21 protein-coding genes are annotated in these 19,876 nt (G+C 40.3%); 10 read left to right on the top strand and 11 right to left on the bottom strand.

Going from position 1 to position 19,876, the window contains the following annotated elements:
• Positions 1 to 18: 18 nt before the first annotated feature.
• A complete protein-coding gene (locus tag AC1XUO_RS03210) occupies positions 19 to 408 on the bottom strand; it encodes a hypothetical protein (protein ID WP_483328310.1) in 390 nt (129 codons plus the stop codon).
• A 432-nt stretch (positions 409 to 840) separates the two neighbouring features.
• On the opposite strand from AC1XUO_RS03210, the gene pafA reads away from it, so the two are divergent.
• Entirely contained in the window at positions 841 to 2,499 is a 1,659-nt protein-coding gene (gene pafA / locus AC1XUO_RS03205) for an alkaline phosphatase PafA (RefSeq protein WP_483328309.1), read from the top strand.
• A gap of 85 nt (positions 2,500 to 2,584) precedes the next feature.
• Here the strand turns inward: pafA and AC1XUO_RS03200 are convergent, their stop codons facing one another.
• The 3 genes from AC1XUO_RS03200 to AC1XUO_RS03190 form a co-directional block, all read right to left on the bottom strand.
• Complete coding sequence (locus tag AC1XUO_RS03200; RefSeq protein WP_483328308.1) at positions 2,585 to 3,025, bottom strand: NfeD family protein; 441 nt, start codon at positions 3,023 to 3,025, stop codon at positions 2,585 to 2,587.
• 2 nt (positions 3,026 to 3,027) lie between these two features.
• Complete coding sequence (locus tag AC1XUO_RS03195; RefSeq protein ID WP_235148639.1) at positions 3,028 to 3,942, bottom strand: SPFH domain-containing protein; 915 nt, start codon at positions 3,940 to 3,942, stop codon at positions 3,028 to 3,030.
• A gap of 118 nt (positions 3,943 to 4,060) precedes the next feature.
• On the bottom strand, positions 4,061 to 5,218 hold the full coding sequence (locus AC1XUO_RS03190; RefSeq protein ID WP_483328307.1) for an acyl-CoA dehydrogenase family protein: 1,158 nt from the start codon (positions 5,216 to 5,218) through the stop codon (positions 4,061 to 4,063).
• A 214-nt stretch (positions 5,219 to 5,432) separates the two neighbouring features.
• Between AC1XUO_RS03190 and AC1XUO_RS03185 the strand changes: the two genes are divergently transcribed.
• A complete protein-coding gene (locus AC1XUO_RS03185; RefSeq protein WP_483328306.1) occupies positions 5,433 to 6,743 on the top strand; it encodes a UDP-glucose dehydrogenase family protein in 1,311 nt (436 codons plus the stop codon).
• Positions 6,744 to 6,868: 125 nt separating this feature from the next.
• A complete protein-coding gene (locus AC1XUO_RS03180; RefSeq protein WP_483328305.1) occupies positions 6,869 to 7,861 on the top strand; it encodes a UDP-glucuronic acid decarboxylase family protein in 993 nt (330 codons plus the stop codon).
• A 149-nt stretch (positions 7,862 to 8,010) separates the two neighbouring features.
• Here the strand turns inward: AC1XUO_RS03180 and frr are convergent, their stop codons facing one another.
• The 6 genes from frr to dusB all read right to left on the bottom strand — a co-directional run bounded on the left by frr (position 8,011) and on the right by dusB (position 12,759).
• Positions 8,011 to 8,571 carry a ribosome recycling factor gene (frr, locus tag AC1XUO_RS03175; protein ID WP_483328304.1) on the bottom strand — a complete coding sequence of 187 codons (561 nt, stop codon included), beginning with the start codon at positions 8,569 to 8,571 and terminating at the stop codon, positions 8,011 to 8,013.
• Complete coding sequence (locus tag AC1XUO_RS03170; protein WP_483328303.1) at positions 8,559 to 9,068, bottom strand: hypothetical protein; 510 nt, start codon at positions 9,066 to 9,068, stop codon at positions 8,559 to 8,561. The genes frr and AC1XUO_RS03170 overlap by 13 nt, the downstream gene beginning before the upstream one ends.
• Positions 9,065 to 10,444, bottom strand: coding sequence for an AAA family ATPase (locus AC1XUO_RS03165; protein ID WP_483328302.1), 1,380 nt, complete (start codon positions 10,442 to 10,444; stop codon positions 9,065 to 9,067). Before AC1XUO_RS03165 ends, AC1XUO_RS03170 begins: the two co-directional genes overlap by 4 nt.
• A 21-nt stretch (positions 10,445 to 10,465) precedes the next feature.
• Positions 10,466 to 11,185 carry a UMP kinase gene (gene pyrH, locus AC1XUO_RS03160; RefSeq protein ID WP_483328301.1) on the bottom strand — a complete coding sequence of 240 codons (720 nt, stop codon included), beginning with the start codon at positions 11,183 to 11,185 and terminating at the stop codon, positions 10,466 to 10,468.
• A 63-nt stretch (positions 11,186 to 11,248) separates the two neighbouring features.
• On the bottom strand, positions 11,249 to 11,776 hold the full coding sequence (locus AC1XUO_RS03155) for an acyl-CoA carboxylase biotin carboxyl carrier protein subunit (RefSeq protein ID WP_483328300.1): 528 nt from the start codon (positions 11,774 to 11,776) through the stop codon (positions 11,249 to 11,251).
• The gene (dusB, locus tag AC1XUO_RS03150) at positions 11,770 to 12,759 is read right to left on the bottom strand and encodes a tRNA dihydrouridine synthase DusB (RefSeq protein ID WP_483328299.1); all 990 of its coding nucleotides are present in this window, start codon (positions 12,757 to 12,759) and stop codon (positions 11,770 to 11,772) included. The genes AC1XUO_RS03155 and dusB overlap by 7 nt, the downstream gene beginning before the upstream one ends.
• A 121-nt stretch (positions 12,760 to 12,880) precedes the next feature.
• On the opposite strand from dusB, the gene AC1XUO_RS03145 reads away from it, so the two are divergent.
• The 5 genes from AC1XUO_RS03145 (at position 12,881) to AC1XUO_RS03125 (ending at position 16,729) form a co-directional block, all read left to right on the top strand.
• Entirely contained in the window at positions 12,881 to 13,834 is a 954-nt protein-coding gene (locus AC1XUO_RS03145) for a CPBP family intramembrane glutamic endopeptidase (protein WP_483328298.1), read from the top strand.
• Between the two features lie 58 nt (positions 13,835 to 13,892).
• The gene (locus AC1XUO_RS03140; RefSeq protein WP_235148648.1) at positions 13,893 to 14,114 is read left to right on the top strand and encodes a putative signal transducing protein; all 222 of its coding nucleotides are present in this window, start codon (positions 13,893 to 13,895) and stop codon (positions 14,112 to 14,114) included.
• Positions 14,086 to 14,919, top strand: a complete 834-nt coding sequence (locus AC1XUO_RS03135; protein ID WP_483328297.1) for a phosphatidate cytidylyltransferase — start codon at positions 14,086 to 14,088, stop codon at positions 14,917 to 14,919. The genes AC1XUO_RS03140 and AC1XUO_RS03135 overlap by 29 nt, the downstream gene beginning before the upstream one ends.
• A gap of 184 nt (positions 14,920 to 15,103) precedes the next feature.
• A complete protein-coding gene (locus AC1XUO_RS03130) occupies positions 15,104 to 15,853 on the top strand; it encodes a carboxypeptidase-like regulatory domain-containing protein (RefSeq protein ID WP_483328296.1) in 750 nt (249 codons plus the stop codon).
• A 144-nt stretch (positions 15,854 to 15,997) separates the two neighbouring features.
• Entirely contained in the window at positions 15,998 to 16,729 is a 732-nt protein-coding gene (locus AC1XUO_RS03125) for a carboxypeptidase-like regulatory domain-containing protein (RefSeq protein WP_483328295.1), read from the top strand.
• Between the two features lie 9 nt (positions 16,730 to 16,738).
• On the opposite strand, the gene AC1XUO_RS03120 is transcribed toward AC1XUO_RS03125, so the two are convergent.
• Complete coding sequence (locus tag AC1XUO_RS03120) at positions 16,739 to 17,548, bottom strand: UDP-2,3-diacylglucosamine diphosphatase (RefSeq protein ID WP_483328294.1); 810 nt, start codon at positions 17,546 to 17,548, stop codon at positions 16,739 to 16,741.
• Positions 17,549 to 17,714: 166 nt separating this feature from the next.
• Between AC1XUO_RS03120 and AC1XUO_RS03115 the strand changes: the two genes are divergently transcribed.
• Together AC1XUO_RS03115 and AC1XUO_RS03110 are read left to right on the top strand one after the other, a co-directional pair.
• Positions 17,715 to 19,076, top strand: a complete 1,362-nt coding sequence (locus AC1XUO_RS03115) for an OmpA family protein (RefSeq protein WP_483328293.1) — start codon at positions 17,715 to 17,717, stop codon at positions 19,074 to 19,076.
• Between the two features lie 57 nt (positions 19,077 to 19,133).
• Positions 19,134 to 19,868, top strand: coding sequence for a hypothetical protein (locus tag AC1XUO_RS03110; protein ID WP_483328292.1), 735 nt, complete (start codon positions 19,134 to 19,136; stop codon positions 19,866 to 19,868).
• Positions 19,869 to 19,876: the final 8 nt, after the last annotated feature.

Here is a 19,876-nt window from a genome sequence, read left to right as displayed (position 1 = left end):
AAAAAGGTCTATACCAGGTTATTCGCCCCGGTATCTTACGGCCAAACCTTTCATGATATAACCTTCCTTTTTTACTGACGTGTAATATTTATACTGCACATTGATAAGCGCATTCGCACCGATTTTTTGAGCTTTCATAACAAGTCTTGCCGCAAGAAGTTCTTTTGTATCTGCGTCATTTCCACGATACATCATTTTCTTATCTTGTGTCTGTCGTGGCGTCAGTGAATCTTCACTGCTGATTTCAACCCAGCCAATTTCTGAATAGGGCCGATCAAGCGATTCATTTTCATACAAAACTTCAATAGGATATTTCTTACTTGTCGATATTGGGATACCCGAACTACAAGAAGCAAGAAATCCGGCAAAAAGAACTAAAATCAGACTTGCTTTTGCGCGGGGCGACATTAAATTTTTTTTGATCATAATAACAAAACTGAGAATCTTATTTCTGAATTCCCATTGGTTTAAAAAATAATTGAAGATAGCTGTTTGGATTCAATTTACATATACAGAAGTAGGTATGACAAACGTGGCAGCCAGTCCGTAAATATCGATCAATAATGTGTCTGTCATTTCATTTTCCGGATTTAAAATCATGAAACAACATTCGGGTTCGACGAAAAAGGTAATTATTTGTTAAAGCAAATTAGTCCTGAACAACGCTTCCGAAGTATATCTTTGGAACAATATTGCCGCCGAGATTTTCAATGCAGCCCCAGTTGTTATGTACATTTATGGAAATAATCGATAATACGCATCTTAAAATGCCACTAAAACCATGCCCTTTTTTAATTTTTTAATATACATTTGACATCAATTAATCAATATTCCTGAAACGTGAAAAAATTAACTTTCTGGGTAATCGGTGTTCTTGCGACATGCTCTGTTGCTGCCCAGACACCAAAAAAAACGACTGTCACAAATACAAAAACGATTGCAAGACCGAAATTGGTTGTCGGTATTGTAGTCGACCAAATGCGCTACGATTATTTATATCGCTATTATGATAGATATGTAGAAGGCGGAATTAAGCGCTTTCTGAATGAAGGGTTTAATTGCCGGAATAATCATTACAGTTATGCATTGACCGTAACCGCTGCGGGCCACGCTTCCATTTATACGGGCTCGATTCCTGCCATTAATGGGATTATAGGTAATGAGTGGTATGATCAGGTCAATTCAAAAGGCGTGTATTGTGTAGAAGACAGCACGGTAAAAACGGTTGGAAGCAACAATGTCAGTGTAGGGAAAATGTCTCCGCGCAATCTTTTGACAAGTACCGTGACAGATCAGTTGAGAATTGCTACCAATTTTCGCTCCAAAACGATCGGTATTTCTATTAAAGACCGCGGATCTATTTTACCTGCCGGTCATACTGCAAACGGCTCATACTGGTTTGATTCAAATACCGGGAACTGGGTGACGAGCACCTTTTACATGGAGGAATTGCCGCAGTGGGCTAAGGATTATAATGCAAAAAAAATGCCTTCGGAATATATGAAAAAAGGCTGGCAAACATTAAATCCAATTGAAACGTATACGCAAAGTACACCCGATGATATGGCTTGGGAAGGAATGCTTCCAGGCGTTAAAAAACCTGTTTTCCCATTTGAACTTGCCGGTTTTGCAGGTGATGCTTTTGGAACCGTTACAACGACGCCATGGGGTAACACAATTACCAAGGAAATGGCGATAGAAGCGATTAAAGGTGAGAAATTGGGGAAGGGTAGTGATACAGACTTTCTTGCGGTTAGTTTTTCAACACCTGACAAAATCGGGCACATGGCCGGTCCTAATTCCATTGAACAGGAAGATGACTTTTTAAAGCTTGACCGGGAGTTTGCAGAGTTATTTGCATTTCTTGATAGCTGGACAGGAAAGGGGAATTATACCGTTTTCCTTACAGCTGACCACGGTGTAGTGGACGTTCCGGGTTTTGCCAAAGCGCATAAATTGCCAGCAGGACTTGCTAACAGAACCGTGTTGGGAGATATCGTAAAAAAGAATCTAAACGAAGCTTTTGGAGAGGGTGTTTACATTGCAAGCTCTGAAAACAACCAGTTGTACCTGAATCACGTGTTGCTGAAAAAGAAAAAACTTTCTGTAAGCCAGGTTTTCGATGTGGTGAGAGAGTCGCTTTTGCAAGTTGACGGCATTGCTGATATCATCAACCTGACAGATATGGGCAGGACGCCGTTGAACACTTATCAGCTGGAACTTTACAAAAATAATGTGAATGCGAAACGGAGCGGTGATATTCAGATTATCACACAGCCGGGATGGTTTTATGGCAGTGCCACAGGAACTTCTCATGGAACTCCTTATAACTACGACACACAGGTGCCATTTGCAATGTTTGGATGGGGGATTAATAAAGGAGAAACTCTAAGACGTACGTCTGTCTCGGATATTGCATCAACAATTGCTTCCTTATTGCATATTTTACCACCAAGCGGGAATATTGGAAATCCTGTTGAGGAGGCTTTGAAGAAATAAAATAATTCGTTTTTATAGTAAAGGGCGATTTCGAATATTTCGAAATCGCCCTTTACTATATTTATGTACACAAAAAATAGATAACCTAAGACTCCTCCACCACCAAAGTAATACCTTCCGTTCGCTGGATTACTACTTTACTGCCAGCTTCAATTGCATGATGATCAGCGGAAGTTGCACTCCATTCTGCACCGCGATAGTATATTTTACCTGAGCCATTTGAAGGTATTTCCCTGATCACCATGGCAGTTTCTCCAACGAATTCTGTATATTCCTGATGTTTTCCTCGTCGGGTTTCCATCAGATTTTTGGCATGTTTTCGGAAAATGATAAGTGTCAGAATTGAGATGAGCGAAAAAGCAATAATCTGGTATTCAAGAGTTGGTAAAAGACCAACCGCCGCCAGAAGTGCTGTCACCAACCCTCCGACTGCGAAAAATACAAAAACCAATGCAACACTTACCAGCTCTGCAACCAGCATCAGCAGTCCGATAATCATCCATATTTGTGGCAACGACAAATCCATAATTATTTCTTTGGTTCGGAAGATTTAACAATAGCCATGGCCGAGGCAACCATTGAGCCCATATCGGCCAGGTTAGCGGGAAGGATCAAAGTGTTTCCAGCCTTTGCCAGTTTCCCAAATTGTTCAACAAAGTTATCGGCGACTTTTAGTTGAACGGCTTCCATGCCACCTTCATTTTGAATGGCGGCGGCAACCAGCCGGATACTTTCGGCCGTAGCCTCTGCGACCGATCTTAAAGCAGCAGCCTCACCTTCGGCCTCGTTAATCTGACGCAAACGCACACCTTCAGATTCAAGAACTGCTTTTTGTTTTTGACCTTCGGCTACATTAATTGCAGCTTGTTTTTCACCATCCGACTGTAAAATGACCGAGCGGCGTTCACGTTCAGCCTGCATTTGTTTTTCCATCGCGATCAATACACTTTGCGGTGGTGTTATATTTTTTATTTCATAACGAAGCACTTTTACACCCCAGCCAATCGCAGCATCATCAATGGATTGAACGACAGCGCGGTTAATGATCATTCGTTCTTCAAAAGTTTTGTCCAGGTCAAGCTTACCTATTTCGCTACGCATAGTAGTCTGCGCCAACTGAATGACGGCAAAGGTATAGTCAGCAATACCATAAGCCGCTTTTTTGGGGTCAATAACCTGAATAAAAATAACACCATCCATCCGGACCTGCACGTTATCGCGGGTGATACAGATTTGCTCGGGAATATCTATCGCAGATTCTTTCAGCGTGTATTTGTAGGCAATGCGGTCAAAGAAGGGAATTATAAAATTGATACCTGGTTGTAAAACGCCATAAAATTTACCTAATCTTTCTAATATATAAGCTGTCTGTTGCGGTACGACTTTTACCGTCATCAGAATAGTGAGTATTACAAGAACCAATAAAACTAACAAAGGAGTCATAGCCGATTTTGATTTGGTGTAGTACGAAAATAACCCCGTACCTGCCAGATTCCTAAGGATGTATTACCAACGAACAATTAAGAAGTCCGTCGGTAATTTTACGGGATGGATGGCACTTTTAATCTCTTAAAATTTCCTTTGAAATAACCATTTTCTGGATCTCGCTCGTTCCCTCGCCAATCGTACAAAGTTTGCTGTCGCGATAAAATTTTTCTACGGGATAATCTTTAACAAAACCATATCCCCCAAATATCTGAACCGCTTCATTGGCAACCCTGACGGCTGTCTCTGATGAATGGTATTTTGCAACAGAACTTGCCAGCGTCACCTTTTCCCCGCGGTCTTTCATTGATGCGGCATGATATGTCAATAATGAAGAAGCCTGAATATCCGTGTACATATCGGCTAATTTAAAGGCGATCGCCTGGAAATCAGAAATAGATTTTCCAAATTGTTTCCGTTCTTTTGAATAGGCCAATGCGGCTTCGTATGCGCCAACCGCAGTTCCCACACCAAGAGCCGCGATGGAAATTCTGCCGCCGTCCAGCACTTTTAGAGATTGAATAAAACCTTCTCCTACATCACCGATTCTAAAACTGTCAGGTATATGGCAGTCCTGAAAAATTAACTCAACAGTTTCAGATGCCCGCATGCCCAGTTTATTCTCTTTTCGGCCTGCCGTAAATCCAGGAGTACCCTGTGGTATAATAAATGCAGTTGCGCCATGCTTATCACCTGGCTCACCCGTTCGGGCGATCAGCACGGTTACATCTCCGCTTTTGCCATTGGTGATAAAATTTTTCGATCCGTTTATTTTCCAGCCGTCTCCATCGATAACAGCGACAGTTTGCATATTACCGGCGTCAGAACCTGTGTTTGGTTCGGTCAGGCCCCATGCGCCTAGCCATTCGCCGGAAGCTAATCTGGGTAAATATTCTTTTTTTTGCTCGTCACTGCCGAACATTAAGATATGATTTGTGCAGAGAGAATTATGCGCCGCCATGGAGAGTCCGATAGAAGGATCAACCTTTGAAAGTTCAATGATTGCGGTAACATATTCGTCATAACCCAGGCCGGCTCCTCCGAATTCTTCCGGTACCAACATGCCCATCAAACCCAGTTCTCCAAGTTTCCGAAAGACATCTTTTGGAAAAAGTTGGTCCTCGTCCCAAACGCTGATGTTAGGTTTGATCTCCCTGGCAGCAAAGTCACGTACAGATTGTTCGATCATTGAGCGGGTATCGGATCTTGAATTTTCGACCAATTGTGTGTTCATGATAGTATTTTGTTGATGAAAGATATGTTTTGTTCAATTATAAGATGAAATGAACATATTTAATTTACCGATTAAAAACAAATGATCCTAATAAGAGGAGGGATTCATTTAAAAAAATTACTTTTGTTACTATTGAGAGCCACCTGGCTTAATAAAGTGCAATTTTGAATTATTGAAATATTTTTCATCGCAGCTATATTATTATTAAAATTTTATGAAAATAGCAGTAGTAGGAACCGGTTATGTAGGTTTGGTAACAGGGACTTGTTTTGCCGAAACAGGGAATCAGGTATTTTGTGTGGATATCGACGCTAAGAAAGTTGAGCGTATGTTGAACGGTGATATTCCAATTTACGAACCAGGACTGGACGTACTTTTTGACCGTAACGTGGCGGAAGGCCGCTTACAATTTACAACAAATCTTGCCGAAGGTATTAAGGATGCAGAAGTGATCTTTTTGGCGCTTCCAACCCCTCCGGGCGAAGACGGATCTGCTGATTTGAAATACATCCTGAAAGTGGCTGATGATTTGGGTCACATATTGGAAAACTACGCGGTTATTATTGATAAAAGTACTGTTCCCGTTGGAACTGCTGAAAAAGTACATGCTGCAATCGCTAAAAATGCCAAAGTTGAATTTGATGTAGTATCGAATCCTGAATTTTTACGTGAAGGTGTTGCTGTTGAAGATTTCATGAAGCCTGACCGCGTTGTGGTGGGGACAACTTCTGAAAAAGCTAAAAAAGTAATGGAAAAACTTTATGCGCCATTGGTACGTCAGGGGAATCCGGTTATTTTTATGGACGAGCGTTCTGCGGAAATGACTAAATATGCTGCCAACTCTTTCCTTGCCATGAAAATTACTTTCATGAACGAGATCGCGAACCTTTGCGAAAAAGTGGGTGCTAATGTTGATGATATTCGTCGTGGTATTGGAACAGATAGCCGTATTGGCAAACGTTTCCTTTTTGCAGGTATCGGTTATGGTGGAAGCTGTTTCCCGAAAGATGTACAGGCTTTGGCAAAAACTTCCGCAGATTATGACTACGATTTCAGAATTTTGAAGTCGGTTATGGAAGTAAATTACGATCAGAAGAAAAAACTTTTACCGATGGTAAATAATTTCTTCAACAACGATCTGAAAGGAAAAACAATTGCAGTTTGGGGCTTGGCTTTCAAACCTTATACAGACGATATTCGTGAAGCTCCGGCTTTGGAAAATATCGAAGCTTTGCTTGAAGCAGGCGCAATAGTTACCGTTTATGATCCGGAAGCAATGGAAAATGTAAAGGGTATTCTGGGGGATAAGGTTACTTTCTGCCACACGCCTTATGCAGCTCTGGATGATGCAGATGCGTTAATGATCTTCACAGAATGGCCGCAGTTCCGTACGCCTGAGTTTGAGAAGATGGGAAAATTGTTGAAAAATAAAGTAATTTTCGACGGACGTAATCTTTATGAACTAAGCACAATGCGCGAAATGGGTTATACTTATTTCAGTATTGGTAGAGAAAAAGTATCATAATTTAAGATTTTGAGATAGAGATTCCGTGAATTAAGTTATGTTTGATACATGAATTAATTCAGGAATCTCAATTTTTTAATATCTCGGATCTCGCAGTATAATCTCAAAATCTAATAATATAATTCATGAAGCGTGTATTAATAACCGGAGCGGCAGGTTTTTTAGGGTCGCATCTTTGTGAGCGATTCTTAAAAGAAGGCATGTATGTTATCGCAATGGACAACCTGATCACAGGTGATTTGCGTAATATTGAACATCTGATGCCAAATCCAAATTTCGAATTTAATCATCACGATGTTACAAAATACGTGCATATTCCAGGAGAATTGGATTATATCATGCACTTCGCGTCGCCAGCCAGCCCGATCGATTATCTGAAAATTCCTATCCAGACTTTGAAAGTTGGTGCGATGGGAACTCATAATTTGTTAGGACTTGCTCTGGCTAAAAAAGCACGTTTTATCATCGCTTCTACTTCTGAGGTTTACGGTGACCCATTGGTTCACCCGCAAACAGAAGAGTATTGGGGACATGTTAACCCGATCGGACCGAGAGGTTGTTATGATGAAGCAAAACGTTACCAGGAAGCGATCACGATGGCTTACCACCGTTATCACGAAGTGGAAACACGTATTGTCCGTATTTTCAACACTTACGGACCTAGAATGCGATTGAACGACGGACGTGTATTGCCGGCATTCATCGGACAGGCATTACGTGGAGAGGATATCACAATCTTTGGAGACGGTTCTCAAACGCGTGCATTCTGTTATGTAGATGATCTTGTTGAAGGTATCTACCGACTGTTGTTGAGCGATTATACTTTGCCAGTGAATATTGGAAATCCTTCTGAAATTACAATTAAGGAGTTTGCAGAGGAAATTATTGCGTTAACCGGAACTGATCAAAAAGTAGTTTACAAAGATCTTCCACAAGACGATCCGAAACAACGCCAGCCGGATATTACAAAAGCAAAAGAAATTCTGGGATGGGAGCCAAAAGTTTCCCGTGAAGAAGGTCTGAAAATTACTTATGATTATTTCCGCAGTCTGCCGAAAGAAAGATTATATGAAGAATCAAACCATAGAGGTTTTGAGACTTTTAAGAAGGAAGAATAGTTTTTTGGCTGTCGGCCATCAGCAATCGGCTGTCGGCTAGATGTAGAGAAAAGAGTTTTATAAATAATAACCAAAAAATCCCGCAGATACTTCTACGGGATTTTTTGTTGTCCAGTTGAAAGCCGACTGCTGAAAGCCGATAGCCAAAATTAGACTTCCATAATCTCCTTTTCCTTAGCAGCAAGTATTTGTTCAACTTTTGATACAAAACTATTTGTAAGCTGCTGTACACGGTCTTCACTTACTTTTACCAAATCCTCAGCAACACCTTCTTTTGTCAATTTCCGAAGCGAATTGTTAGCATCCTGACGAATGTTACGGATGTTGATCTTTGCAGTTTCCACCTCGTTTTTCGCGCGTTTTGCAAGTTCACGGCGACGTTCTTCGTTAAGAGGCGGAACAGAAATGCGGATCATTTCACCATCATTAGAAGGTGCAAAACCAAGATTTCCGTTACGGATCGCTTTTTCAATATCATTAATCGTTTTCTTCTCGAAAGGCCTGATCGCGATGGTCCTTGCATCCGGCGTATTGATCGTTGCCACGTTTGACAAAGGAGTCATTGAACCGTAGTATTCGATCTGGAGGCCATCCAGCATTTGAGGTGATGCTTTTCCGGCGCGTATTTTTCCTAATTCAATAATCAAGTGCTTGACAGCACCTTCCATTGTGTCCTTGGCGTCTTCCAGATATAATTCTATTTCTTCCATTGGTAACTTTCTATTGTTTCAGTATATTCTCTACTCTTAATTCTGATTAAGTCAGCCACCTTGAATTGGCTATTTGCTTTGTGGTTCTTTTTTAGGTAACTGCTTAGTTTATCAATGTATTTAGGCTGCGTAGTTTTATTTGTTTGCGTCTGGATAATTCGGCAACAAAACTGAAAATCTCTCAATCTGGGTGCTAATATCTGAACTGTTGATTTAATTTGGTCAATTGCTCCACCCAAATCTCCTCCTTTTAATTCAATAAAGTAGACAATTTTATCAGAGCAATCTAAAATTAAAAAGTCACATTTCTTGCTGTCAGATGCTTTGATTAAACAGTTGTCTACTCTTAATTTTATTATTAAATTTCTTTTTGCATTATTTAGTATATATTCCGATTTGGCTCGATCATCTTTAACGCTTATTATCGATCTGCGATCAGCATATTCCTGACATTCGTTAAATTCAACTTCGTCAAAAGGATTACAACTCTCACTCATTCGCTATACTGAATATCCAATAGTTCATCGAATTGTCTAATGATATCGTCAGAAACCTTATCCAAAACTTCGTGATCAATTAGGCCTAATTCCTGATCGAAAATATCCTGTATTCCAAAATTGTCTTCACCTTCACTCTTATTCATAAACCCAACGAACAAATTTTCCGGATTTATCCAGAATTCTTTGCTGAGGATTTTTTCGACTTCCTCTGACTTGTTTTCTATTTGAGCAGTAGTGTAAGCTTTAATAGAGTTATTAAGGGTAGCTAGAATGTACGGACTGTGTGTGGTGACGATTAATCTGGTTTTATTATCTGATTCAGCACTATTTAACAAAGTGATTAGTTTTGTCATGTCACGTTGTGCGTCTGGGAACAGGTGAGCTTCTGGTTCCTCGATTATCATGTCGTAATTGTTTACATCAGAGTGTGCCAGGATGTATTGAATGACGTTAATTAGCCAAGAAGACTCTTGTTGACCCGAAGAAGTATGTTTTAATGGAACAACATAACCTGAATTGTTATGATATTGCATGATGCCGTCACTATTATCGCTTATATGGAAATCTCCCTTTAAAACTCTAAATGACAATTTATTACTTAGGGAATAAATATCTTCCTCGCCTCTATCCGGTGCTAGTATAGCATTCCTGCCAAAAAGATTATTATGATCAGGAGAAGTTAAAAATTTCCTCACCTTATTCGTGAACTTTATAAAATGTTCATTAAAGTAATCTAAGTTGTTATTGTCGAGAAAAGTTAAGGCATTGGAAAGCAAAGAAAGAATACTACGACCAGCCGGAATAAATATTATTTCCAGATTTATGTTTCCTGTGTGATCATCTAACATATTGCCAAGTAACATGTCAGAAAGAAATTCTAATTGATTCTTTGGTCGTTTTTTTGGCGCATCCTTTTCGTCCACAAAAAAGAGTCCATCGCTCTCCATAATTCCGATTTTATCTTTAAATGAGTTTAAATCAACAAAGAAGGAATCATCTATAATGATGTCATTATTTAGTCTCTCAGACAATCGAACGACATCGATTTGAATATTGGCACCACTTGAATAAACAAACTCTATTTGTCCATTCCGATAAGTGGGGAAGATGTTGAAAAACAATTCGCGAATTCGAGCTGTTAACTTCTCGATACTACTATTTTCATTGAAATTAGAATCGGAAATTTTAGAAATGATGTAATTTGGAATAATTTCCTTTCTGAATATATCACTTTCAACCTTCCAAAAAAAATAAATCAACTTTGCCAGCGTGCTTTTTCCCGAAGCCTGTGGCCCAATAAAAACCATATAATCCTTGATTTCAAGGTTTATGTCTTTTAATGGGCCAAAATTTTTGACTTCGATGCGCTGCATATATTTCTTTGAAAATTGAGATTAATTCGATATCAAAGTCCCAACTTGCCCACCCATGACAAGATCGTATAGATTGCCTGGCTTGTTCATATCAAAAACGATGATCGGGACATTGTTTTCTTTACATAGCGTAAAGGCGGTAAGGTCCATGATTTTAAGATTTTTTGACAAAGCCTCGTCAAAGCTAAGCTGTGTATACTTTGTCGCCAGGGGATCTTTTTCAGGATCGGCTGTGTAAACCCCGTCCACGCGTGTTCCTTTTAATACAACCTCTGATTCTGATTCAATCGCACGAAGTCCGGCTGTTGTATCTGTTGTGAAATAGGGATTACCTGTTCCTGCTCCGAATATCACAATACGGCCTTTTTCAAGGTGACGAACTGCGCGGCGACGGATAAGCGGTTCGCAAACTTGCTCCATTTTTATTGCCGACATCAATCTCGTACGCATACCATGTTTTTCAAGGGAACTCTGAATAGCCATTCCGTTGATTACAGTGGCTAACATGCCCATATGGTCGCCTTGAACTCTATCAATACCAGATTTTTCTACTGACGCCCCACGGAATATATTTCCCCCTCCAATGACAATTGCGATTTGCACACCGGCATCTGCAATTCTTTTGATTTCGCTTGAATAGCTGTCAAGGATATTGAAGTCGATAACCTGTGTTTTATCTCCACCGTTGAGTGCTTCTCCGCTAAGTTTGAGAAGGATACGTTTGTATTTTGGTTCGGGCATGATATGGTTGTTGGTGTTTTTTTCTGTAAAAATAAGCGTAGGTGGTTCAGATTACCAAGGATTTTATTGAAACTCTATCAATACCTGATTTTTTTCAACTATTTCTCCGGGGACAACCTTTAAAGTTTTCACAACTCCGTCACCGGCTGACTTGATAATATTCTCCATTTTCATCGCAACCAAAACCAGTAATGTTTCACCCTTTTGTACCTCCTGGCCTGGTTCCACAGCGATAGACTGGATAAGTCCGGGCATTGGTGCTTTGATGTTGTTTATTTTCTTGACAGCCGTAGCTTGCATACCGAGTCCTTCAAGCAACAGATCAAACTGATCTTTGACAGAAGTTTCGTAAAGATTCCCGTTGATCAGAAGTTTGAAAGTTTTTTCAGCAACATTTGATTCTACAACTTCGACGTTGAAAGAGCGGTTTTTCCAGATTACATGATATAGATTTTCACTAATCCTGACTACATCGCCGTCAAAAATGTTATCACCGATCAGCCATTGATCTTCAAGTTGTTTTATTTCAAAAGATATGTCGTCGGAAAACCCGTTGTCGATGGTTTTGCCGCCTACTTTAACTTTTAGCATACCGCTTCGCTGAATTCATGAACAACTTCATTTAGTATCTGATCCAATTCTTCGAAAGTCATACCCTGAACAAGCCGCATGCGGAAAGGTTTAAAATGTTCAAGTCCTTTGAAATAGTTTGTATAGTGGCGTCTCATTTCGAAAACGCCCGCAATCGGGCCTTTCCAGCGGATCGAGAATTCTAAATGTCGGCGGCAAACGGCAACGCGTTCAGCAAGTGTAGGAGGGGCAAGTTTTTCACCGGTTTTAACAAAATGTTTTATTTCATTAAAAATCCAGGGATTCCCGATTGTCGCTCTCCCGATCATAATTCCGTCTACGCCAAAACGATTTTTATACTCCAGTGCTTTTTCAGGAGTATCCACATCGCCATTTCCAAAAATTGGAATGTTGATTCTGGGATTGTCTTTGATTTTAGCAATTAATGTCCAGTCTGCCTCGCCCTTATACATTTGCACACGCGTTCTCCCGTGTACGGAAAGTGCCTGAATGCCAATATCCTGTAACCTTTCAGCTACTTCCTGAACATTTTTTGTACTCTCATCCCAGCCAAGACGGGTTTTTACTGTGACCGGCAAATGTGTTGATTTTACGACGGCATCCGTCATTCGCACCATTTTCGGGATATCTTGCAGCAAAGCAGCACCCGCACCACGGCACGCAACCTGTTTTACAGGACAACCATAATTTATATCAATCAGATCGGGATTGACTCTCGATGCGATTTCTGAACAAGAGCCCATCGTTTCTACATCACTGCCAAAAAGCTGGATACCGACCGGTCTTTCATATTCAAAAATATCCAGTTTTTGAACACTTTTTGCTGCATCACGGATCAATCCCTCAGAAGAAACGAATTCAGTATACATCAAATCCGCGCCATTTTCCTTGCAAACAGCCCGAAATGGCGGATCGCTTACATCCTCCATCGGAGCAAGCAAAAGCGGGAAATCGCCAAGTTCTATTTTACCTATTTTTACCATGTATTATGGGTCAAGTTTCGATTGGAAACAGAATTTTAAACGTCATTTTTAAACGATTCTTATCTCTCAACAGTCACTCGTTATTTTTAAATTCATAATTAGCTGTAAATTTACACCAATTATGCTTAAAAGTTATTCAAATTTGGTACATACACGAGTGCCCGGTACGTTGGGAGGTATATTGGTGTTGATTGGTTTCGTGCTTATTGGAATGGCTGTCGGGAATGTACTGGCAATTCTGATTCTTGCTTTGGTAACTGGTTCTGATGCAAATAGTATTACCGGTTTATTAACAACTTTATTTGCTGACCCGGAAAATGTTCCGAATGGATGGATTTCCATGATGGTTTTGCAAGGAACCGTTCACTTCTTTTCCTACCTTCTTCCTTCGCTTCTGTATTGGTTTTACATGGAACGTAAGGATTTCAAAGATTTCAATTTCAGACGAAAACCTGCGTCGACCGTATGGTTTCTGGCGGCAGTTGTCGTTCTGGCTTTTATACCCATCAACAGCCAGTTTATTGAATGGAATTCCAATATGGTTTTTCCTGAATCCTGGTCGGGCCTGGAACAATGGATGCGGGAAAAGGAAGACCAGAATGCCATGCTCACGCAGTTCATGACCAACTATCAGGAAATATGGCAGCTTATTGTTGCCCTCACTGTAGTTGTGCTTCTTCCCGCTTTGGGTGAAGAGGTATTGTTTCGTGGGATTATACAACGTAAACTTGCACAGCATTGGGCTAATGTTCATATTGCAATCTGGGTTTCGGCAGCGATTTTCAGCGCCATTCACTTTCAGTTTTACGGGTTTTTGCCGCGTATGATACTAGGGGCGCTGTTTGGCTATTTGTATTATTGGTCGGGCAGGCTTTCAGTGGCGATTTTAGCACATTTTGTAAACAACGGATTTGTCCTCGTTATGATGTTTTTATACAACATCAAAGTTTTGGATACCAATATTGAAGAAGTTAAGGTAATGCCGATGACGGCGATTTTAGCCTCCATTGTCCTGACCACTGCTATTTTATTCGAAATCAGAAAATCGGGAACCAAAGAAAAATCTTTGGCTTAAATTTATCACAATTAATTAAAACACAGGCGAAGGCATAGAACTTGCAGGGAATAACTTTATGGACGAAAATTGGGGAAAGGTATATACTACCAGACAGATGATCCGGGCGGAAATTGCCAGAGAAATATTGGAGCAAAATGGAATTGCTGCTGTCATTGTCAACAAACAGGATAGCAGTTATCCGATTTTTGGAGCATGCGAGGTACATGTTCCCATGACAGATTTTGTTCAGGCTCAAACCATCTTAGCGAATGAAGACTCCCTTACAGAATCTGAGTAATCTACAACAGCGGACAATCACCGGGCTCATTGGATTTGTAATAATTCTTGGCTGTATCCTTTACAGTGAATGGAGTTTTTTATTATTGTTTTGTACAATCAGTTCGCTGACCCAGCTTGAATTTTATAAGTTATTAGGTCTCGACGGAAATCAGCCTTTGACATATTATGGTACCTTCTGTGGCACAGTTATGATGTTATTGGCGTACCTTATAGAACAAGACCTCGTTTCGTTTGAAAATTACTTCATTATCAGTCCTTTACTGTCGATGATCTTTTTTATCAAACTATATAAAAAGAATGACCTGAAACCCTTTACAAATATTGGTTTTACTTTTTTGGGGATAATTTACGTTGCGCTGCCTTTCTCTTTAATCATAGTAATGGCCATGCGTGGCGGTGTTTATAACTATGAAATCGTGTTAGGGAGCTTGCTTTTACTTTGGGCATCGGACATAGGCGGTTATTTTGCCGGGACTAAATTTGGCAAAAGGAAACTTTTTGAGCGAATTTCCCCTAAAAAATCATGGGAAGGCGCCATGGGAAGTGCTGCTTTTGCAGCCATCATTGCATTTGTCCTGGGTCATTATTTCCGTACCTTCGAACCATGGAAGTGGTATTGTATCGGTGCAATTATTGTGGTGGTTGGTACCTATGGCGATCTGGTCGAATCCCTGTTTAAGCGGAGTATCGCGATCAAAGACTCGGGAAACAGTATTCCCGGACACGGAGGATTTTTAGATCGTTTCGATGGATTGCTGCTTTCTGCGCCTTTTATTGTAACGTTTTTAAAATTGTTTTCCTAAGTATGAGATTAGTCTCAATGGAAGCAATGCTTTCTGTTTTTCTACGTTTTCGACTAAGAGGTACGCTTTTTTACAGATTTAATTGGACGAAGTTTTACAAATTTATTAAAGTTGATTTAATCAATACTAACCCTTTGCAGCATTCTGATTTTGAGGTTTCAATGCTGACTAACGATTTGAAAGAATGAAGAAAAGAATTTTAATATATTTTGCGATCCTGGCAAGCGTGCTTTTTGGACAAGAACTTTATGCGCAAGGAGAGCAAAAAGCGATCATTTTTAATGGGACAGTGGTAGGAGGAAAGAGTACCGAAAGATTACCTGGGGCTTACATTTTTATCCCAAAAGCCGGAAAAGGTACCTTGGCAGACGGCAGGGGTGATTTTTCTATTCCAGTATTTCCCGGCGACAGTATTGTGTATAGTTACGTTGGTTTCAAGAAGCAATATCATATAATTCCCAGAAATTATAACGCTGATACCTACTCCGCCATTGTAGCGATGCGGGAGGATGTGAATTTACTTTCGGAGGTTAAGATTTATCCGTGGAGCACTGAGGAAGAATTCAAAAAAGCTTTTTTAGCGCTGAAACTTCCTGATCAGGCAGATCGAGATGCTTTGGCACGCAGTACGGATCCAGATTATATCAACCGGATGGCAGCCCAGGTGCCTAACAATGCACAAACTAATTACCGTTATACGATGGATCAGCAGCTTTTTGGCCGAGAATCAGCAGCTGGAAAAGGGTTTGCAACCACGTTTCCATTCCTGAACCCATTTGCCTGGGCTAATTTTATCAAGTCAGTTAAAAATGGTGATTTAAAACAAAAGGACTGGCGCAAGGAACTGAACAATGCCCCCCGGGAAAGTATCACCCGTCAGGATATTCTGAAGAAAAACGAAGAATTTGAAAATCCGAAAAAGGAGGAGAAATAGCGCTGATATTTGTTAAAAAACCTTAAAATCCATCCCTGGCAGGGCTGGATTTTTTTGTTACAAGTTTTTCGGATATGGATTGATTAAGTTTGAAGAAAAATCCTGTCTACCATAAGTCAGATTATAACCAGCAAACAGAAAAAAATGAAAAACGCTGTTTTAAAAAATTTACTCATTTTTATTTGTGTTGTTGGTGTGCACAATCTGTACGCGCAAGGAGAGCAGAAGGCTATTGTTTTTACGGGCGTTGTAGTTGGAGAGAAAACGACGGTCCGCTTACCAGGCGCTTATATATTTATTCCCAAAGCCGGAACAGGCAGGTTAGCCGGAAATGACGGTTCGTTTACGATCAATGTATTTCCCGGTGATAGTATTGTGTATAGTTATGTGGGTTATAAAAAACAATATCAGGTAATTCCAAGAAATTATAATGCGGGGACTTACTCAGCCATTATTTCGCTGCACGAGGATGTGATGATGCTTTCGGAGGTCAAAATATATCCTTACTCCTCGGAAGAAGATTTTAAAAGAGCACTTTTAGCAATGAAATTGCCCGATCAGGCTGATCGGGATGCATTGGCAAAAAGTACGGATGCTGAATATATTAAAAAAATGGCAGCACAGGTTCCTAACAATGCGCAAACCAATTACCGTAATACGATGGATCAGCAATTGTTTGGGCGAGAGTCGGCGGCTGGAAAAAACTTTGCGCCGACCTTTCAGTTCCTGAATCCATTTGCCTGGGCAAAATTTATCAAGTCAGTTAAAAACGGTGATTTAAAACCGAAAGAATGGCGAAAAGAGCTGAATGATTCTCCTATGGAAAGCATCAACAAACAGGACGTATTCAAAAATGAGACCTTCGGAAAGCCCTGACATAAAGGCCTATTGAAATTGTTTCAATTCCAAAGTTTTGCCATCAAAAGTTACATAAGCCTGATGTGCTTGCTTAGTCACCCACTCCCCTAAATTAATGTATCTGCTCCTCTCGTTTACAGTAAGGTCCAGCATGAGATGGCGGTGTCCGAAAATGTAAAAATCATGATGCTGCTCTTTTTCCACTTCTTTACAATACACGAGCAGCCATTCATAATCGTCTCCCATAAACTTTTCTTCACCTTTATTGATATTTGCGATTCTGCTTCGTTTTGACCATTCGTTGGCGATCCAGATTCCAACATCCGGGTGGACAAACCGAAATACGCCCTGGAAAAACTTATTCTCAAATATTCGTTTCAGGATTTTATATACATGGTCACCTGGCCCCAGACCATCGCCATGGCCAACTAAAATTGATTTTTTATTGCCGGTATAATCAGTGATTTGGAAATTGACAGGATTACGGTAGATCGTCGCACCAATTTCATCTTTAAGATACCCAAACATCCACATATCATGGTTGCCGGTAAAGAGAATCAGCTCAACGCCACGATCTGATAATTGTGCAAGTTTTCCCAAAAGTCTGGTAAAACCTTTTGGAACCACATGCCCATATTCAAACCAGAAATCAAAAATGTCGCCAACGAGAAATATAATCTGTGCATCGTGTTCGATGGATTCAAGCCATTTTACAATTAATCTTTCCCGGTCTCTGCTTTTTTCAACAGAAGGTACACCCAGGTGAAAATCGGAAGAAAAATAAATGCGACGGCCTTCACGTAAGGAGACAGATTTGGTTTCGAAATTGAAATTCATGCGACGTTTAAAAATGCGCTGCAATTTACGATCTTCCTCGTAAACGGCATGACTGAAAAACCAGAATATCCGGAAACCGATAACTCAATTCCAGTAGAATTAAAGAAAGTTATTTTGTAATTTTATCTGATATGTTTCAACGTTTCAAATTTATCTGTTGATTATTATGAATAAAAAATTACCATTATTAATTGTTTTGACCAGTTGTGCATTGGTTTCAAAATCACAAATTCGTATCAACGAGCCATCCCGGGTAATTGAAAGACAAGCAGAGAACCGGGCAAACCGAAAAGTAGACCAGGCAGTTGATAAGGGATTTGATAAAGTTGAAGAAGGAATAGGTGGTCTCTTTAAGAAAAAAGATAAGAAAGGCAAAAAAGAGGCGAATTCTCAAAAATCGGAGTCTGATGAGGCCAAAAACAGCGAAGGTGCTAATGCCGGGACAGCATCTAATGGTTCGGTTACCACTGGAAAACCTACACTAATTTCATACAGTAAATTCGATTTTATCCCGGGAGAAAAAGTTGTTGCCGTGGAAGATTTTTCGCAGGACGCAATTGGGGATTTTCCAGCTAAATGGAATACCAATTCGTCCGGGGAAATTGTAACGATTGCCGGAACAGAAGGGAAATGGTTGATGCTTGGTCCGGAAGGGGTTTTTTATCCTGAATTTGTTAAACAGTTGCCTGAAAATTTTACGCTTGAATTTAATCTGGCAACCACTTCTGAATTCAGCTTTTATTCAGGAGCGCTCAGGACTGTTTTTGCCGAACTTGCCGATCCTGTTCGAAATTTTTCTAACTGGCAATGGTACGACGGAAAGAAAGCAAAAGGTGTTGAGTTAGGGCTTCACCCGCACGCCGCTGGTGGCCGGCAAGGGTCTGCAACATTCGACATTTTTGATAATCAGGGCGAATCGATCATGGAAAATAGCAAGAGTTTTCCCGCTTTCAGCGTTCCTGATCACAATGTTGTCAAGGTTTCCATCTGGCGGCAAAAAGCCAGGTTACGTCTGTATGTTGATGATTTCAAGGTTTGGGATCTGCCAAGAGCGTTTAATGCTGCTACAAACTACAACTTCATTGCTTTCAGTAATCAGGGATATAGTCAGGATACAGACCGGTTTTATATATCTGGTTTGAGGCTGGCCGTTGGTGCTCCGGACACACGTAGCAAATTGATCACCGAGGGAAAGTTTTCAACGACGGGGATATTGTTTGACGTAAATTCAGCAACGATTAAGCCAGAATCTTTCGGGGTATTAAAAGATATTTCAAACGTATTGACTGAAAATCCTGGCGTGAAAGTGAAAATTATCGGCCATACAGACGCCGATGGTGACGATGGTGCCAATCTGTTGTTATCAAAAAAGCGCTCAGAATCTGTAAAGGAAGCATTATCGAAAGATTTCGGAATTGATAAATCACGTTTGGAAACAGACGGAAAAGGTGAAAGTGAACCTGCTACTGCAAATACAACGCCAGAAGGTAAGGCGAATAACCGCCGTGTGGAGTTTGTCAAAATGTAGTGGGATTATGTTTTTCGGCAGTCTCTTTTTAGCTTGCAGGTATTAATAATGATTTTTATGCCAAGAAAAATATTCTGCTATCTGATTTTTGCTTTGTTATTTACCGGAAGTTTTGTGAGAGCACAAGCTCCTAAAAAACCGGCCCTGTCCAGAGCTTCACAATGGAAACCAGAAAAAGGGCAATACTACTTTACGCATGCGCTGACCTATGTTTATGATAACAAGGCGGATAAGGCCAAAGGCGAAATCGTGATTTACGTTGATCCGGTAACAGGGACCATGTGTTTTAAAAAAGAGAACAGTTATGGCGATACCGGTAAAAACTTCGATTTTATTATCGCTTTCCAGGATGGGAAATATATTTACTGCGGAAGTGATGAAGCCGGGAAAAAGATGAAGATCATTGAAAAAGTGGACGAGGTCAAACCAGATGCAGAGACTGTTACCCAGCAAAAGGAAGATTTCAATACGTATTGTCTGCCGACAGGAAATAAGAGAAAAGATTTTGGTCTGGAGAGCGCGGAATATGAAATGTCTTATGCCAGGTCGGAAGAAAAAGATAAACTGTGGCTGACAACAACGCCGTTTGGAATTTATCCATTGTATGGTTTTGAACTGATCGAAAACATAGCCAGTTTACCGGTGTCATTCGATTTTACCCACATTTTTGGAGCACGTCAGTTAGTGACTGAATTGAATTCAAAAGATGTTGAGCTTAAACTGAAAAGTTATGAGCCTAATCCTTTTCTGGCAGTTACCCGCGGTTATCCGGAGGTAAAAGTAGGGGATTAGGCTCATTG

It is taken from the genome of Dyadobacter sp. HNCC25DJ186 (assembly GCF_056895235.1).
Note: the sequence above shows the minus strand (reverse complement) of the source record. Positions and strands in the feature narration are given on the sequence as shown.

Coding starts and splice junctions, on each gene's coding strand:
- pyrH (WP_483328301.1), bottom strand. CDS start 11,185: ATGCCCGAACCAAAATACAAACGTATCCTTCTCAAACTTAGCGGAGAA.
- dusB (WP_483328299.1), bottom strand. CDS start 12,759: ATGGTAAAAATAGGTAAAATAGAACTTGGCGATTTCCCGCTTTTGCTT.
- AC1XUO_RS03115 (WP_483328293.1), top strand. CDS start 17,715: ATGAATAAAAAATTACCATTATTAATTGTTTTGACCAGTTGTGCATTG.
- AC1XUO_RS03180 (WP_483328305.1), top strand. CDS start 6,869: ATGAAGCGTGTATTAATAACCGGAGCGGCAGGTTTTTTAGGGTCGCAT.
- AC1XUO_RS03165 (WP_483328302.1), bottom strand. CDS start 10,444: ATGCAGCGCATCGAAGTCAAAAATTTTGGCCCATTAAAAGACATAAAC.
- AC1XUO_RS03145 (WP_483328298.1), top strand. CDS start 12,881: ATGCTTAAAAGTTATTCAAATTTGGTACATACACGAGTGCCCGGTACG.
- AC1XUO_RS03210 (WP_483328310.1), bottom strand. CDS start 408: ATGTCGCCCCGCGCAAAAGCAAGTCTGATTTTAGTTCTTTTTGCCGGA.
- AC1XUO_RS03130 (WP_483328296.1), top strand. CDS start 15,104: ATGAAGAAAAGAATTTTAATATATTTTGCGATCCTGGCAAGCGTGCTT.
- AC1XUO_RS03200 (WP_483328308.1), bottom strand. CDS start 3,025: ATGGATTTGTCGTTGCCACAAATATGGATGATTATCGGACTGCTGATG.
- AC1XUO_RS03110 (WP_483328292.1), top strand. CDS start 19,134: ATGCCAAGAAAAATATTCTGCTATCTGATTTTTGCTTTGTTATTTACC.
- frr (WP_483328304.1), bottom strand. CDS start 8,571: ATGGAAGAAATAGAATTATATCTGGAAGACGCCAAGGACACAATGGAA.
- AC1XUO_RS03185 (WP_483328306.1), top strand. CDS start 5,433: ATGAAAATAGCAGTAGTAGGAACCGGTTATGTAGGTTTGGTAACAGGG.
- AC1XUO_RS03120 (WP_483328294.1), bottom strand. CDS start 17,548: ATGAATTTCAATTTCGAAACCAAATCTGTCTCCTTACGTGAAGGCCGT.
- AC1XUO_RS03170 (WP_483328303.1), bottom strand. CDS start 9,068: ATGAGTGAGAGTTGTAATCCTTTTGACGAAGTTGAATTTAACGAATGT.
- AC1XUO_RS03155 (WP_483328300.1), bottom strand. CDS start 11,776: ATGCTAAAAGTTAAAGTAGGCGGCAAAACCATCGACAACGGGTTTTCC.
- AC1XUO_RS03140 (WP_235148648.1), top strand. CDS start 13,893: ATGGACGAAAATTGGGGAAAGGTATATACTACCAGACAGATGATCCGG.
- AC1XUO_RS03190 (WP_483328307.1), bottom strand. CDS start 5,218: ATGAACACACAATTGGTCGAAAATTCAAGATCCGATACCCGCTCAATG.
- AC1XUO_RS03135 (WP_483328297.1), top strand. CDS start 14,086: ATGAAGACTCCCTTACAGAATCTGAGTAATCTACAACAGCGGACAATC.
- AC1XUO_RS03195 (WP_235148639.1), bottom strand. CDS start 3,942: ATGACTCCTTTGTTAGTTTTATTGGTTCTTGTAATACTCACTATTCTG.
- AC1XUO_RS03125 (WP_483328295.1), top strand. CDS start 15,998: ATGAAAAACGCTGTTTTAAAAAATTTACTCATTTTTATTTGTGTTGTT.